The sequence below is a fragment of the Niallia sp. RD1 genome, from assembly GCF_024219955.1.
GTDB classification, from domain to species: domain Bacteria; phylum Bacillota; class Bacilli; order Bacillales; family Cytobacillaceae; genus Niallia; species Niallia alba.
Genome location: NZ_CP100420.1, coordinates 1909629 through 1925404, shown reverse-complemented (window position 1 = coordinate 1925404; position 15776 = coordinate 1909629). Strand labels below are relative to the sequence as shown.

Sequence of the window (15776 nt, the reverse complement as noted above, 5' to 3'; positions counted from 1 at the left end):
ACTGTTGTACGCTCCGGTGCTCGCGCATTCGCTTCCTTGATTTACTCGTTTCTCTTTACCCTCAAACTTATTACTGTTTCTGAGGAATTGCTCCCTCAAAACTGAACAACAAATCGTCAACAATCTATGATGGAATGTAAATTCCATTTTCCTTAGAAAGGAGGTGATCCAGCCGCACCTTCCGATACGGCTACCTTGTTACGACTTCACCCCAATCATCTATCCCACCTTAGGCGGCTGGCTCCAAAAGGTTACCCCACCGACTTCGGGTGTTACAAACTCTCGTGGTGTGACGGGCGGTGTGTACAAGGCCCGGGAACGTATTCACCGCGGCATGCTGATCCGCGATTACTAGCGATTCCAGCTTCATGTAGGCGAGTTGCAGCCTACAATCCGAACTGAGAATGGTTTTATGGGATTTGCTCGACCTCGCGGTTTTGCTGCCCTTTGTACCATCCATTGTAGCACGTGTGTAGCCCAGGTCATAAGGGGCATGATGATTTGACGTCATCCCCACCTTCCTCCGGTTTGTCACCGGCAGTCACCTTAGAGTGCCCAACTGAATGCTGGCAACTAAGATCAAGGGTTGCGCTCGTTGCGGGACTTAACCCAACATCTCACGACACGAGCTGACGACAACCATGCACCACCTGTCACTCTGTCCCCCGAAGGGGAACGTCCTATCTCTAGGAGTGTCAGAGGATGTCAAGACCTGGTAAGGTTCTTCGCGTTGCTTCGAATTAAACCACATGCTCCACCGCTTGTGCGGGCCCCCGTCAATTCCTTTGAGTTTCAGCCTTGCGGCCGTACTCCCCAGGCGGAGTGCTTAATGCGTTTGCTGCAGCACTAAAGGGCGGAAACCCTCTAACACTTAGCACTCATCGTTTACGGCGTGGACTACCAGGGTATCTAATCCTGTTTGCTCCCCACGCTTTCGCGCCTCAGCGTCAGTTACAGACCAAAGAGTCGCCTTCGCCACTGGTGTTCCTCCACATCTCTACGCATTTCACCGCTACACGTGGAATTCCACTCTTCTCTTCTGCACTCAAGTCCCCCAGTTTCCAATGACCCTCCACGGTTGAGCCGTGGGCTTTCACATCAGACTTAAAGGACCGCCTGCGCGCGCTTTACGCCCAATAATTCCGGACAACGCTTGCCACCTACGTATTACCGCGGCTGCTGGCACGTAGTTAGCCGTGGCTTTCTGGTTAGGTACCGTCAAGGTACAAGCAGTTACTCTTGTACTTGTTCTTCCCTAACAACAGAGTTTTACGATCCGAAAACCTTCATCACTCACGCGGCGTTGCTCCGTCAGACTTTCGTCCATTGCGGAAGATTCCCTACTGCTGCCTCCCGTAGGAGTCTGGGCCGTGTCTCAGTCCCAGTGTGGCCGATCACCCTCTCAGGTCGGCTACGCATCGTCGCCTTGGTGAGCCGTTACCTCACCAACTAGCTAATGCGCCGCGGGCCCATCTGTAAGTGACAGCGTAAACCGTCTTTCAGCTTTTCCTCATGAGAGGAAAAGAATTATCCGGTATTAGCTCCGGTTTCCCGAAGTTATCCCAGTCTTACAGGCAGGTTGCCCACGTGTTACTCACCCGTCCGCCGCTAACTTTAAAAGCAAGCTTTTAAAGTCCGCTCGACTTGCATGTATTAGGCACGCCGCCAGCGTTCGTCCTGAGCCAGGATCAAACTCTCCAATAAAGAGTTGATTAGCTCATTGCTAAACTCTAGCTTTTTTTGTTACTTGTTCTCGTTCTATAACATTCGTTATAAAACGATTATTGTTGACGTTTGTTTGTTCAGTTTTCAAAGAGCAATTTGTTTGTTGCTTATCGGAGGCAACTTTTATATAATATCACAATGTTCATTTGAAAGTCAATAACTTTTTTAAAAAAATTCAACTGTCAAACTATCATACCGGCGTCGCTTTTAGAAGCAACTTTTATATAATAGCAATTATTGACTAAATCGTCAACTACTTTTTTATCGTTCTATTAAACTTTGGAAATAAATAACCGGAGCGCACTTGGATCCATCAATTTTTATTAATCCTATTCGATTTATTTTCCCCTCTATCTTTTCATTTATCTCTAAACAATAACTATATGCCTCCTGTAGCTTTTCTTGAGAAAGTCTATTAGCTAAAGTGCAATGCGGAACCCATTTTCTAGGAAGGTATAACGAGTCTTCCTCTTTATTATAAGAAGCAAAATATTGATGATGATTAGAATGAAAATCCATTAGCTCTTTTGTTACAGTCGGGGAATAAAAGAGTGTTCGTGTACTCACAAAAGATCCTATTGTTTGAAAATCAAGTTGGACTTGTCTCTTATTTTTATAAAATATTTCTATCTCATTTATAAAATTCTTTACAGGGATTTCCTTATAGCTAGCTATAGTAATATGTGGTACTCTATCTTCCACCTCTTGCGCATAATAGGAGATTTTATTACTCTCTAATCCTTCCCATATCTTTTTTATCTTTTGTTCTAACGTAGCATCAAATAAAGCAATTACAGCATACATTACGAAATCACTCTTCCTTATTAGTAAATAGCTCTTAGCTAATTTTATTAGAAGTTTATCATACAACAATTGAAAATGCTCTACACTATCTCATAATTTAATAAAAAGAGATTATTAAATTAAATTCAGCAAAAAATATTTATTAATTACTCAACTTTCGCACCAGAAAAATAAGTGCTAATCGTTGGCTGTATTGTGTTTAATATCTATTAAATATGTTGCTTGACAATGTTTTTTTAAAAATGAAAAAACACCTCATTCTTTGGTATAGTGTAATTGACGAGAAAACACTACCATACAGAAGAGGTGCTCCCTATATGATAGACCAAAATAGCCAATATAATCAACTACCAAATGAACTTAACTCTGTTTTTTCTGAGCTTGAAATGAATAAGCATTTACGCCAAGCCGGGATTAAAAAATCCTTTGGTTTTAGTTGCTCTTACTTATTTCAACTTGTTTTTTGCTTGATTTTCCAACATAAAAATTGGTTTGCCCTTCTTGATTCAAAGAAGGCGGATCAATTTCCAGCCAAAGATGCCGTCTATCGCTTTTTAAACCAATCAACTTTCAATTGGCGCCGTTTTTTATTACTGTTGAGTACTTTTACCATTCAAAAGGTGAACCGTCTTACAAATAAAAAACGTCCAAAAGTGTTTATTATCGACGATTCTGCTTATGACCGAAATCGTAGTAAAAAAGTGGAATTACTTGCACGTTGCTTTGATCACGCTTCCCTTAAAATGCGTTTCTATAAGGGCTTTCGTATGTTGACTTTGGGCTGGTCTGATGGCTACACATTTATGCCAATTGACTTTTCCCTAGTCAGTTCTAAGAAGTCTCAAATTAATGGAATCTCTGAACATATTGATAAACGTACCTGTGGCTATATGCGTCGAGAAAATGCCCTACAAACAGAGCCTGAACAAATCCCTGATATGATCAAACGTGCGTTAGCTAGTGGGATAGATGCCAGTTATGTCCTCATGGATTCTTGGTTTACATTACCACCACTTGTTAAAGCAATTGTGGATCAAGGATTAGACGTAATTGGTATGGTCAAAGAAACAAAACAGCGCTATAACGTAAACGGTAAAATGGCTTCTTTAAAGCAGCTTTATCGCTTGGCTGGGCCTGTTCAATCAAAGAAAGGAATTCTTCGTTCCATCCATACGACAATGGCTAACGGAACACCAATTAAAGTTGTATTTATTCAAAACAGAAACAAGAAGAGCGACTGGCTTGCCATCCTCAGTACCGATTGCACTCTTTCAGAACAGGACATCGTCCGAATCTATGGAATGCGTTGGGATATCGAGGTATTCTTTAAGATGGCCAAATCTCTTTTGAAACTTGAAAAAGAGTTCCAAAGCCGGTCTTATGATGCGCTTATTTGCCATACAACGATTGTGTTTACTCGTTATATCGTACTGTCATGGCAGAATCGCTGTAATACCGATCAACGTACAATCGGTGGTCTGTTTTACGAATTATGTGATGAAGTGAATGAACTTGATTGGGCTGTCGCATTACAGCAGTTGATCGAGCTTCTTCAAGACGCACTAAAACAAACGAATAAGAAAATCAAAAAGTTAATTCAAAGTCAACTCGAACAGTGGATCGCTGGCCTTCCTAGCTATATCAAGGCTTACTTGCCGATTTCACTCTGCGAAAGTTGAGTTAATTAATGAACGATTTGCTGAAGTTAACCGTCTTATGATTTGAAAAGGAAAGGGGGCATCAAACTAATTTTGGAGAACGAGAAGAAACTTATCATACTTGCAAAGAAAGGAAATGAAGATGCCTTCGTAAATTTATTTCAATTACACTACTCCTTTCTATATAAATATTTGCTAAAACTGACTTTAAATGAAGAAACCAGTTCAGATTTAGCACAGGAAACGATGTTGAAATGTTACGAAAAACTCCACTCTTTTAATGGAGACAGTAAGTTTTCGACCTGGTTGATTGCCATTGCTTCAAGACTCTATATCGATCAACTTCGAAAACAAAAAAGGGAAACCAATTGGATCAACCAAACAAAAGTTGCTTTATCTAGACAGTTAACATGGAAAGCAAAATCTCAGGGGATAGAATGGAGTGACACTTTTACCGATTTCAATAATTTAGAAGCAGAATTCCGTATTCCCATTCTTCTTCGCCACTATTATGGCTACACCTATGAGGAAATCGGGGAATTGCTTCAAATTAGACCAGGAACAGTAAAGTCTCGGGTTCATAACGGCATAAAGAAACTAAGAAAGGAGTGGATATTCCATGATGAATGATAATAATCAATCAGAAAAAATTATTAAAAACTTACAAGAAGATTGGAATCAGCTCGAAAAACTTTCTACTAGCAAAGAACCATCTGCTTTTTTCATGAAGGATAATTTGCAATACTATCAATCCCGAAAGAAAAAAGCGTTCTATAGAGAATTAAAGTTGTTTATTATAACAGCTATCTTTTTGCTTAGTTGTTTATCTATCCTAGCATTCCAAACCCTTTATATTATAGCCATTATAGAAGTTGCATCTATCATAGTTGCTCCTATTATTTACTTTATGCTAACGCGAAAACAAGAAGGGAAGATATTCGATGACAGAAATTAACCCTTATTTATTATTTCTACTTATTCTCGCCCTCTTAGCACAAGGAACCTTTCTTTTTATTCACGCAAAAAAAAATAGGAGCTTCGCATGGTTTTGGGGGATATGGGGATTAATTTCTCTTCCACTCCCTTCTATTATCTACTTACTATTTATTATCTTGCCGCAAAAGCAAAAAAGAAAAGCGCGAAAGGAGAAATAACATTGGAAGAATTATTACATGTAAACTGGTCACTTATAGCTCCCATTCTTATTCTTCAATTTATATTAACAATTACAGCACTTATTAGCTGTATCAAACAGGGAGATACAAATGGACCAAAATGGTTATGGATTCTACTTATCCTATTTATTAGTTTATTTGGTCCCATTTTATATTTTGTAGTTGGTAGAAAAAATAACTAGGAGGCATAAAGATGTTCGTACAAGTAAATCAATTACAAAAAGTATTTAAAGGGCATACAGCAATTAAAGGAATTACCTTTAATATAAAAGAAGGAAGTTGCACTGCATTACTAGGACCAAACGGAGCTGGTAAAACAACAACACTTCATATGCTGTCAGGTTTATTATCCCCGACAAAGGGCACTATTACTTACAGCGAAGAAAGGGATTATCGCAGTCATATCGGTTTTATGCCTCAGCATCCTACTTTTTTTAATTGGATGACTCCCATTGAGTTTCTGCAATTCGCAGGTAAACTATCAGCAGTTCCAAAACATCTGTTAAAAGAACAAGTAAACAATACTCTCTCTTTCGTAGGACTAACAGAGGCAAAGAACAGGAAGATTGGTGGTTTTTCTGGCGGAATGAAACAACGACTAGGATTAGCCCAAGCAATTTTACATCAGCCAGAGCTATTAATCCTAGATGAACCAGTTTCTGCTTTAGACCCTACTGGAAGAAGAGAAGTTCTTACACTTATGGAGAAATTAAAAGAAAGAATGACTATCCTTTTTTCCACACATGTGCTTCACGACGCAGAACAAGTTTGCGATGAAGTTCTTATGTTAAAAGATGGAGAAATAAAATGGGACGGTTCCTTAACCTCCCTAAAAAGAACCTTTTCGCACACAGCTATCCATATCGAAACGGTAGAACCTATAAAAAATGCTTTTGATAATCTAATAAAGCCACATACTATTCACTTTACCACTGAAAATAATGCGACTATTTTAGAAATAACACCGTCTTTGCATACAAACGATTTATTAACTACTCTAATAAGTAAAGGATACACAATTCAACGCTTTGAAGTAACAGAGGATTCTCTAGAGGATGTCTATATGAAGGTGGTTGAGATATGAAAAATTTTATCACTTTATTTCAAAAAGAAATGCTAGAAAGTAAAAGAAACGGAAAATGGATTTGGCTTCCAGTAGTTATAATGATTTTAGGAATTTCCCAACCAATTACAACTTACTATATGCCACAAATTATTGAGAAGGCCGGAAATCTACCCGAAGGCGCGAAGATTGAATTTCCAGTCCCTACAGGAGCAGAAGTATTAGCAGCTACTTTATCTCAGTACGGAACAATTGGTACACTTTTATTTGTCCTAGCCACAATGGGAGTTATCTCCCAAGAACGTCAAAATAATGTACTTACCCTTATTATGGCACGCCCTGTTACTGCCTTCCAATACATAGCCAGTAAATGGTCAAGTCAGGTTATCATTGCATTAACCTCCTTGTTTTCAAGCTATGTTCTGACATGGTATTATACAAATTTATTATTTTCACCTGTTCGATGGATAGATGTACTTATTAGCTTCCTAATATATAGCCTATGGATAATTTTTATTCTCACTTTCACCATTTGGTTAGGAACATTCTTAAGAAATAGTGGCGGTATTGCTGGCGTAAGCTTAACATTACTAGCTGCCCTTTCCTTACTCACCGGACTTGCAACCAAATATATGAAATGGAGTCCTGCTACATTAAGGGATCAAGCAACTAGCATCTTAATAGACCAAAAAAATCTCGATACATTCTTTCTACCTGTTTTTTCAACAATCATACTATCAATTATTCTTTTTGCACTAGCAGTAAACACTTTAAAACGATTTGAGCACTTTTGATAGGGATTAGGACAAAACAATGGAATCAAAGGTAGGAGAGAAGTTTCAATATAACAATGCAGGATATATCTTGCTGGGATTAATCGTGGAGCAAATCAGCGGATTTTCTTTTACTGATTATATCGAGGAATATATCTTTAAAAAAGCAGGTATGGAAAATTCTGGTTATTATGAATTCGATGCACTTCCCAAAGACATGCATTAGGTTATATTGATTTACCTAATGGTAGATGGAAAACGAATATTTACTCATTGCCTGTAAAAGGTGGTTCTGACGGAGGAGCATTTGTCACCGCAGATGATATGGTAAGTTTATGGGACGCACTTCTAAACAACCTATTACTAAGCCAAGAATATACTCGCAAGTTACTTACACCATTTACTCAAACAAAAAAGTTAACCGGATTTTATGGTTATGGGATATGGATTGAGAAAAGGAATAATAGTGTTGTTAAATATCATATTATGGGATATGACCCTGGAGTTAGCTTTCACTCTGCTTTTTACCCTAATTCACTAATTACAACTGTTATTTGCTCAAATAAATCTGATGGTGCCTATAACATTGCGAGAGAGATTGAAGATGAATTATTGTTAATAACAGAATAAATACACATTCCTACAAAAAGACCTAAAAGCAATAAGCTTTTAGGTCTTTTTAATTGCCTGGCGACGTCCTACTCTCACAGGGGGAGAACCCCCAACTACCATTGGCGCTGAGAAGCTTAACTTCCGTGTTCGGTATGGGAACGGGTGTGACCTTCTCGCTATCGCCACCAGACTATTTTATTTTGAGGTTATTCCCTCAAAACTAGATTATGAAGTAAAAGAAAGAAATAAGTAATCTTTCTTAGCTTACGCTAAGAGTTTTTTAGTTAAGTCCTCGATCTATTAGTATCAGTCAACTCCACATGTCGCCACGCTTCCATCTCTGACCTATCAACCTGATCATCTTTCAGGGATCTTACTAGCTTACGCTATGGGAAATCTCATCTTGAGGGGGGCTTCATGCTTAGATGCTTTCAGCACTTATCCCTTCCGCACATAGCTACCCAGCGATGCCTTTGGCAAGACAACTGGTACACCAGCGGTGCGTCCATCCCGGTCCTCTCGTACTAAGGACAGCTCCTCTCAAATTTCCTACGCCCACGACGGATAGGGACCGAACTGTCTCACGACGTTCTGAACCCAGCTCGCGTACCGCTTTAATGGGCGAACAGCCCAACCCTTGGGACCGACTACAGCCCCAGGATGCGATGAGCCGACATCGAGGTGCCAAACCTCCCCGTCGATGTGGACTCTTGGGGGAGATAAGCCTGTTATCCCCGGGGTAGCTTTTATCCGTTGAGCGATGGCCCTTCCATGCGGAACCACCGGATCACTAAGCCCGACTTTCGTCCCTGCTCGACTTGTAGGTCTCGCAGTCAAGCTCCCTTGTGCCTTTACACTCTACGAATGATTTCCAACCATTCTGAGGGAACCTTTGGGCGCCTCCGTTACTTTTTAGGAGGCGACCGCCCCAGTCAAACTGCCCACCTGACACTGTCTCCCACCCCGATCAGGGGTGCGGGTTAGAATGTCAATACAGCCAGGGTAGTATCCCACCAATGCCTCCACCGAAGCTGGCGCTCCGGCTTCCAAGGCTCCTACCTATCCTGTACAAGCTGTACCAAAATTCAATATCAGGCTGCAGTAAAGCTCCACGGGGTCTTTCCGTCCTGTCGCGGGTAACCTGCATCTTCACAGGTACTATAATTTCACCGAGTCTCTCGTTGAGACAGTGCCCAGATCGTTACACCTTTCGTGCGGGTCGGAACTTACCCGACAAGGAATTTCGCTACCTTAGGACCGTTATAGTTACGGCCGCCGTTTACTGGGGCTTCAATTCAGAGCTTCGTCTTACGACTAACCCCTCCTCTTAACCTTCCAGCACCGGGCAGGTGTCAGCCCCTATACTTCGCCTTGCGGCTTCGCAGAGACCTGTGTTTTTGCTAAACAGTCGCCTGGGCCTATTCACTGCGGCTCTCTCGGGCTTTAACACCCAAAAGAGCACCCCTTCTCCCGAAGTTACGGGGTCATTTTGCCGAGTTCCTTAACGAGAGTTCTCTCGCTCACCTTAGGATTCTCTCCTCGCCTACCTGTGTCGGTTTGCGGTACGGGCACCATAAATCTCGCTAGAGGCTTTTCTTGGCAGTGTGGAATCAGGAACTTCGGTACTATATTTCCCTCGCCGTCACAGCTCCGCCATATGGTAATGGGATTTGCCTCATTACCGGCCTAACTGCTTGGACGTGCTAATCCAACAGCACGCTTACCCTATCCTCCTGCGTCCCCCCATTGCTCAAACGATTTAAAGGTGGTACAGGAATATCAACCTGTTGTCCATCGCCTACGCTTTTCAGCCTCGGCTTAGGTCCCGACTAACCCTGAGCGGACGAGCCTTCCTCAGGAAACCTTAGGCATTCGGTGGATGAGATTCTCACTCATCTTTCGCTACTCATACCGGCATTCTCACTTCTAAGCGCTCCACCAGTCCTTACGGTCTAGCTTCAACGCCCTTAGAACGCTCTCCTACCACTGACATCATAGATGTCAATCCACAGCTTCGGTGATACGTTTAGCCCCGGTACATTTTCGGCGCAGAGTCACTCGACCAGTGAGCTATTACGCACTCTTTAAATGGTGGCTGCTTCTAAGCCAACATCCTGGTTGTCTAAGCAACTCCACATCCTTTTCCACTTAACGTATACTTTGGGACCTTAGCTGGTGGTCTGGGCTGTTTCCCTCTTGACCACGGATCTTATCACTCGTAGTCTGACTCCCAAGAATAAGTATTTGGCATTCGGAGTTTGTCTGAATTCGGTAACCCGATGGGGGCCCCTAGTCCAAACAGTGCTCTACCTCCAATACTCTCATCTTGAGGCTAGCCCTAAAGCTATTTCGGAGAGAACCAGCTATCTCCAAGTTCGATTGGAATTTCTCCGCTACCCACACCTCATCCCCGCACTTTTCAACGTGCGTGGGTTCGGGCCTCCATCCAGTGTTACCTGGACTTCACCCTGGACATGGGTAGATCACCTGGTTTCGGGTCTACAACCACATACTATTTCGCCCTATTCAGACTCGCTTTCGCTGCGGCTCCGTCTCTTCAACTTAACCTCGCATGTAATCGTAACTCGCCGGTTCATTCTACAAAAGGCACGCTATCACCCATAAAAGGGCTCTAACTACTTGTAGGCACACGGTTTCAGGATCTATTTCACTCCCCTTCCGGGGTGCTTTTCACCTTTCCCTCACGGTACTGGTTCACTATCGGTCACTAGGGAGTATTTAGCCTTGGGAGATGGTCCTCCCTGCTTCCGACGGGATTTCTCGTGTCCCGCCGTACTCAGGATACACTCAAGAGGGAACGAAGTTTCGACTACAGGGTTTTTACCTTCTACGACTGACCTTTCCAGGTCGATTCGTCTACCCCGTTCCTTTGTAACTCCATATAGAGTGTCCTACAACCCCAAGAGGCAAGCCTCTTGGTTTGGGCTAATCCCGTTTCGCTCGCCGCTACTCAGGGAATCGCGTTTGCTTTCTCTTCCTCCGGGTACTTAGATGTTTCAGTTCCCCGGGTCTGCCTTCAGTACCCTATGTATTCAGGTAAAGATTCTATCCCATTACGGATAGAGGGTTCCCCCATTCGGAAATCTCTGGATCAAAGCTTACTTACAGCTCCCCAAAGCATATCGGTGTTAATCCCGTCCTTCATCGGCTCCTAGTGCCAAGGCATCCACCGTGCGCCCTTTCTAACTTAACTTAGTTGTCGGCTAAAGATAAACTTCACATCTCTTCGTCAGCTTCTTCACTCTGCTCCTCACGTACTGTCGTACGCTCCGGTGCTCGCTCCGTCGCTTCCTTGACCTGCTCGTTTCTCTTTACCCTCCATTCTTTGAATAGGTATTCGTTTAATACGATTACTTTTCAAAGAAATAATTCTCTAACATAGAGAATCTAAGATGGCGATTACTCGGTTTCTTTCTTGTTTTTACTATTCATAATCTAGTTTTCAAGGAACAATTTCGGCTAAAGATAAACTTCGCATCTCTTCGTCAGCTTCTTTGCTCTGCTCCTCACGTACTGTCGTACGCTCCGGTGCTCACTCAGGCGCTTCCTTGATCTACTCGTTTCTCTTTACCCTCAAACTTCTTACTGTTTTGAGGAATTAATTGCTCCCTCAAAACTGAACAACAAATCGTCAACAATCTATGATGGAATGTAAATTCCATTTTCCTTAGAAAGGAGGTGATCCAGCCGCACCTTCCGATACGGCTACCTTGTTACGACTTCACCCCAATCATCTATCCCACCTTAGGCGGCTGGCTCCAAAAGGTTACCCCACCGACTTCGGGTGTTACAAACTCTCGTGGTGTGACGGGCGGTGTGTACAAGGCCCGGGAACGTATTCACCGCGGCATGCTGATCCGCGATTACTAGCGATTCCAGCTTCATGTAGGCGAGTTGCAGCCTACAATCCGAACTGAGAATGGTTTTATGGGATTTGCTCGACCTCGCGGTTTTGCTGCCCTTTGTACCATCCATTGTAGCACGTGTGTAGCCCAGGTCATAAGGGGCATGATGATTTGACGTCATCCCCACCTTCCTCCGGTTTGTCACCGGCAGTCACCTTAGAGTGCCCAACTTAATGCTGGCAACTAAGATCAAGGGTTGCGCTCGTTGCGGGACTTAACCCAACATCTCACGACACGAGCTGACGACAACCATGCACCACCTGTCACTCTGTCCCCCGAAGGGGAACGTCCTATCTCTAGGAGTGTCAGAGGATGTCAAGACCTGGTAAGGTTCTTCGCGTTGCTTCGAATTAAACCACATGCTCCACCGCTTGTGCGGGCCCCCGTCAATTCCTTTGAGTTTCAGCCTTGCGGCCGTACTCCCCAGGCGGAGTGCTTAATGCGTTTGCTGCAGCACTAAAGGGCGGAAACCCTCTAACACTTAGCACTCATCGTTTACGGCGTGGACTACCAGGGTATCTAATCCTGTTTGCTCCCCACGCTTTCGCGCCTCAGCGTCAGTTACAGACCAAAGAGTCGCCTTCGCCACTGGTGTTCCTCCACATCTCTACGCATTTCACCGCTACACGTGGAATTCCACTCTTCTCTTCTGCACTCAAGTCCCCCAGTTTCCAATGACCCTCCACGGTTGAGCCGTGGGCTTTCACATCAGACTTAAAGGACCGCCTGCGCGCGCTTTACGCCCAATAATTCCGGACAACGCTTGCCACCTACGTATTACCGCGGCTGCTGGCACGTAGTTAGCCGTGGCTTTCTGGTTAGGTACCGTCAAGGTACAAGCAGTTACTCTTGTACTTGTTCTTCCCTAACAACAGAGCTTTACGATCCGAAAACCTTCATCACTCACGCGGCGTTGCTCCGTCAGACTTTCGTCCATTGCGGAAGATTCCCTACTGCTGCCTCCCGTAGGAGTCTGGGCCGTGTCTCAGTCCCAGTGTGGCCGATCACCCTCTCAGGTCGGCTACGCATCGTTGCCTTGGTGAGCCTTTACCTCACCAACTAGCTAATGCGCCGCGGGCCCATCTGTAAGTGACAGCCGAAACCGTCTTTCAGCTTTTCCTCATGAGAGGAAAAGGATTATCCGGTATTAGCTCCGGTTTCCCGAAGTTATCCCAGTCTTACAGGCAGGTTGCCCACGTGTTACTCACCCGTCCGCCGCTAACTTTAAAAGCAAGCTTTTAAAGTCCGCTCGACTTGCATGTATTAGGCACGCCGCCAGCGTTCGTCCTGAGCCAGGATCAAACTCTCCAATAAAGAGTTGATTAGCTCATTGCTAAACTCTAGCTTTTTTGTTACTTGTTTTTGTTCTATAACGTTCGTTATAAAACGATTATTGTTGACGTTTGTTTGTTCAGTTTTCAAAGAGCAATTTGTTTGTTGCTTATTAGAGGCAACTTTTATATCATACCAGCCTATATTAAATAAGTCAATTACTTTTTTAATATAATTTTTCTTTCACTATTAATCAAATGAATCAATAGGTTCTTGTAAGGCTGTTTTTATATAATAACAGCTATCAGTACTTTCGTCAATAATAATTAAACAAAAAAATAGAAATCAAGAGCAACCTGTTGATATGACTATTTACTTCTGGTTTATTCTTACTCCTATATATTATTCCAATAAAGTGACCTATACGGATCATTAGTTAAAGCAACGTCTTGAACACCATCATCTAAACTTTTCATTTCTACTTATAATATAGAAAAAACTCGATCATGAGACCGAGTTCTTTCTATATATTCTATTACTTAGTAATCGTTATTACATCTTCCTCTTTAAGTTCAACTTTACCAAGTTTATTGATTTGTACAGCTTCACCTTCAGCTAAGTTCGTAAACACAACTGGTGTAATAGTTGCTGTTGCATTTTCTTTAATATAGTCAAGATTCACTTTCAACAGAGGTTGTCCTTGTTTAACTTGATCATTTTCTGAAACAAGTGTTTCGAAACCTTCCCCTTTTAATTTAACTGTATCAATACCAAAGTGAATTAGAATTTCACGACCGTTTTCAGCCAAAATTCCAAGAGCATGTTTTGTTGGGAATAAGTTAACAATTTTCCCATCAACCGGAGATACTACTGTTCCGTCTGAAGGAATAATTGCAAAACCGTCTCCCATCATTTTACCTGCAAATACAGCGTCAGGTACATCTGTAATAGCTACTAATTCCCCTTTGATTGGAGCAACAAAAGAATCTTCGCCAGTTACATTACTTTGTAAAGCACTTGGATTTACATCTTCAATTTGTTCTTGTACTTCTTTCTCCATAGAAGGCTGAGCAGCAGGACGTGGTCTTTTCCCACTCATAATATCTCTCATTTGACCTTTGATCGTCTCTGAACGAGGACCGAAGATAGCTTGAATATTATTACCAACTTCAAGCACTCCAGCAGCACCTAGTTTTTTCAATCGATTCTTATCAACGGATTTAATATCATTAACAGATACACGAAGACGAGTAATACAAGCATCTAAATGCGCAATATTATCTTGTCCACCCATTGCTTCTAATACTTCGTATGGAAGATCACTAGTTGTTCCTGCTACACCACTTTCACTTTCTTCTGTTTCATCTTCTCTACCTGGTGTTTTCAGGTTAAATTTACGAATCGCAAAACGGAAACCGAAATAGTAGATAACAGCAAACACTAAACCTACAGGAATAATAATCCATGCATTTGTCTGTGGATTAATTAAACCAAATAACACATAGTCGATTAAACCACCTGAGAATGTCATACCTACTTTTACATTTAATAACTGCATTGTCATAAAAGATAAACCTGCAAATACAGCGTGAATTCCAAACAATACTGGAGCCACAAATAAGAATGAGAATTCTAACGGCTCAGTAATACCTGTTAAGAAAGAAGTTAATGCCGCTGATGCCATTAACCCACCAACGATTACTTTTTTCTCAGGACGAGCTTCATGATATATAGCAAGAGCCGCCGCAGGTAATCCAAACATCATGAATGGGAATTTACCAGTCATAAATGTACCTGCAGTTAATTCTGCTCCATCTTTAATTTGTTCCATAAAAATACGTTGATCTCCACGAATAGTGTCACCAGCCGCATTTACATATGAACCAAATTCATACCAGAATGGTGAGTAGAAAATGTGATGTAATCCAAACGGAATTAAAGAACGTTCAATTACTCCAAAAATAAACGCAGAAAGCGTTAAGTTTGCATGCACCATATTTTGTGAAAATGCATTTAAAGCATTTTGAATTGGTGGCCAAACAATAATCATTACTAATCCTAAAATCACAGCAGTTGCCGCTGTAATAATTGGTACAAATCGTTTACCAGCAAAGAAACCTAAATAAGATGGCAATTCAATTTCAAAGAATTTATTATACATTCCAGCAGCTATTAGACCTACGATAATACCACCGAAAACTCCAGTAGCAAGCGTAGGAACTCCTAAGATGCTAGCATAATTTAATCCATTAACGTCTTCAGCTGTTAATCCTAAAGCAGTACCCATCGTTACATTCATAATTAGGTACCCGATGATAGCGGCTAGACCAGCAACACCTTCACCGCCAGCTAATCCAACAGCTACCCCAACCGCAAACAATACTGGTAAGTTTGCGAAAACAATATCTCCAGCATTTTGCATAATCGATGCTACCATTGCTACTCCACTATTATCTAGAAATGGAGCTAAATCTAATAGCGCAGGGTTTTTAAGCGCTGCACCTAGTGCAAGAAGTATCCCCGCTGCAGGTAAAAGCGCAACTGGCAACATAAGTGCTTTACCAACTTTTTGTAAAACACCAAAAATCTTTTTAAACATTTTGTCAGCCTCCTAAGTTATTTTTTTCGGCTCAAAAAGTGTTCTCAATCAAGGATAAAAAACAAAAAGGCATGAGTAAATAGAGATTGAAATAAACCTTCAAGGGTAGGTTACCCTAAAACTTTTAAATCAATCATCTTTTTAACTCATGCCTGATCGGATCAGTAAC

General features: G+C 42.1%; 10 protein-coding genes and 4 rRNA genes. 8 read left to right on the top strand and 6 right to left on the bottom strand.

The genetic code is table 11. The features are described 5' to 3' along the window. Positions 1 to 156: 156 nt before the first annotated feature. Both NKG37_RS09190 and NKG37_RS09185 read right to left on the bottom strand, forming a co-directional pair. Positions 157 to 1704, bottom strand: a 16S ribosomal RNA gene (locus tag NKG37_RS09190). A gap of 282 nt (positions 1705 to 1986) precedes the next feature. Beyond that, a complete protein-coding gene (locus NKG37_RS09185) occupies positions 1987 to 2529 on the bottom strand; it encodes a 2'-5' RNA ligase family protein (protein ID WP_254416126.1) in 543 nt (180 codons plus the stop codon). Between the two features lie 317 nt (positions 2530 to 2846). On the opposite strand from NKG37_RS09185, the gene NKG37_RS09180 reads away from it, so the two are divergent. The 8 genes from NKG37_RS09180 to NKG37_RS26275 all read left to right on the top strand — a co-directional run bounded on the left by NKG37_RS09180 (position 2847) and on the right by NKG37_RS26275 (position 7828). Then, complete coding sequence (locus tag NKG37_RS09180; protein WP_254416388.1) at positions 2847 to 4208, top strand: IS4 family transposase; 1362 nt, start codon at positions 2847 to 2849, stop codon at positions 4206 to 4208. A 72-nt stretch (positions 4209 to 4280) separates the two neighbouring features. After that, positions 4281 to 4817 carry an RNA polymerase sigma factor SigY gene (gene sigY, locus NKG37_RS09175; protein ID WP_212121809.1) on the top strand — a complete coding sequence of 179 codons (537 nt, stop codon included), beginning with the start codon at positions 4281 to 4283 and terminating at the stop codon, positions 4815 to 4817. Further along, complete coding sequence (locus NKG37_RS09170; RefSeq protein ID WP_254416125.1) at positions 4807 to 5142, top strand: YxlC family protein; 336 nt, start codon at positions 4807 to 4809, stop codon at positions 5140 to 5142. The genes sigY and NKG37_RS09170 overlap by 11 nt, the downstream gene beginning before the upstream one ends. An 87-nt stretch (positions 5143 to 5229) precedes the next feature. Beyond that, a complete protein-coding gene (locus tag NKG37_RS26285) occupies positions 5230 to 5544 on the top strand; it encodes a PLD nuclease N-terminal domain-containing protein (protein WP_319005193.1) in 315 nt (104 codons plus the stop codon). A gap of 11 nt (positions 5545 to 5555) precedes the next feature. Then, a complete protein-coding gene (locus NKG37_RS09155; RefSeq protein WP_016205437.1) occupies positions 5556 to 6446 on the top strand; it encodes an ABC transporter ATP-binding protein in 891 nt (296 codons plus the stop codon). Beyond that, positions 6443 to 7219, top strand: a complete 777-nt coding sequence (locus tag NKG37_RS09150; RefSeq protein ID WP_212121807.1) for an ABC transporter permease — start codon at positions 6443 to 6445, stop codon at positions 7217 to 7219. The genes NKG37_RS09155 and NKG37_RS09150 overlap by 4 nt, the downstream gene beginning before the upstream one ends. A 19-nt stretch (positions 7220 to 7238) precedes the next feature. Then, positions 7239 to 7424, top strand: coding sequence for a serine hydrolase (locus tag NKG37_RS26280; RefSeq protein ID WP_367976422.1), 186 nt, complete (start codon positions 7239 to 7241; stop codon positions 7422 to 7424). A gap of 47 nt (positions 7425 to 7471) precedes the next feature. Next, positions 7472 to 7828: a serine hydrolase domain-containing protein gene (locus tag NKG37_RS26275; protein WP_367976421.1), complete on the top strand. Its 357-nt coding sequence runs from the start codon at positions 7472 to 7474 to the stop codon at positions 7826 to 7828. Between the two features lie 55 nt (positions 7829 to 7883). Here NKG37_RS26275 and rrf read toward each other — a convergent pair. The 4 genes from rrf to ptsG form a co-directional block, all read right to left on the bottom strand. After that, a 5S ribosomal RNA gene (rrf, locus tag NKG37_RS09140) occupies positions 7884 to 8000 on the bottom strand. A gap of 90 nt (positions 8001 to 8090) precedes the next feature. Continuing rightward, positions 8091 to 11024: ribosomal RNA gene (locus NKG37_RS09135) — 23S ribosomal RNA — on the bottom strand. Positions 11025 to 11502: 478 nt separating this feature from the next. Next, a 16S ribosomal RNA gene (locus tag NKG37_RS09130) occupies positions 11503 to 13050 on the bottom strand. The 16S, 23S and 5S rRNA genes sit together here, the layout of an rRNA operon. A 493-nt stretch (positions 13051 to 13543) precedes the next feature. Next, positions 13544 to 15607 carry a glucose-specific PTS transporter subunit IIBC gene (gene ptsG, locus NKG37_RS09125; protein WP_016203979.1) on the bottom strand — a complete coding sequence of 688 codons (2064 nt, stop codon included), beginning with the start codon at positions 15605 to 15607 and terminating at the stop codon, positions 13544 to 13546. Between the last annotated feature and the right edge of the window lie 169 nt (positions 15608 to 15776).

What these genes read in the sequence shown, in the direction of transcription:
- NKG37_RS09180 (WP_254416388.1), top strand. Translation starts at nt 2,847, where the DNA reads ATGATAGACCAAAATAGCCAATATAATCAACTACCAAATGAACTTAAC.
- NKG37_RS09170 (WP_254416125.1), top strand. Translation starts at nt 4,807, where the DNA reads ATGATGAATGATAATAATCAATCAGAAAAAATTATTAAAAACTTACAA.
- NKG37_RS09155 (WP_016205437.1), top strand. Translation starts at nt 5,556, where the DNA reads ATGTTCGTACAAGTAAATCAATTACAAAAAGTATTTAAAGGGCATACA.
- NKG37_RS26285 (WP_319005193.1), top strand. Translation starts at nt 5,230, where the DNA reads ATGGTTTTGGGGGATATGGGGATTAATTTCTCTTCCACTCCCTTCTAT.
- NKG37_RS09185 (WP_254416126.1), bottom strand. Translation starts at nt 2,529, where the DNA reads ATGTATGCTGTAATTGCTTTATTTGATGCTACGTTAGAACAAAAGATA.
- NKG37_RS09150 (WP_212121807.1), top strand. Translation starts at nt 6,443, where the DNA reads ATGAAAAATTTTATCACTTTATTTCAAAAAGAAATGCTAGAAAGTAAA.
- NKG37_RS26280 (WP_367976422.1), top strand. Translation starts at nt 7,239, where the DNA reads ATGGAATCAAAGGTAGGAGAGAAGTTTCAATATAACAATGCAGGATAT.
- ptsG (WP_016203979.1), bottom strand. Translation starts at nt 15,607, where the DNA reads ATGTTTAAAAAGATTTTTGGTGTTTTACAAAAAGTTGGTAAAGCACTT.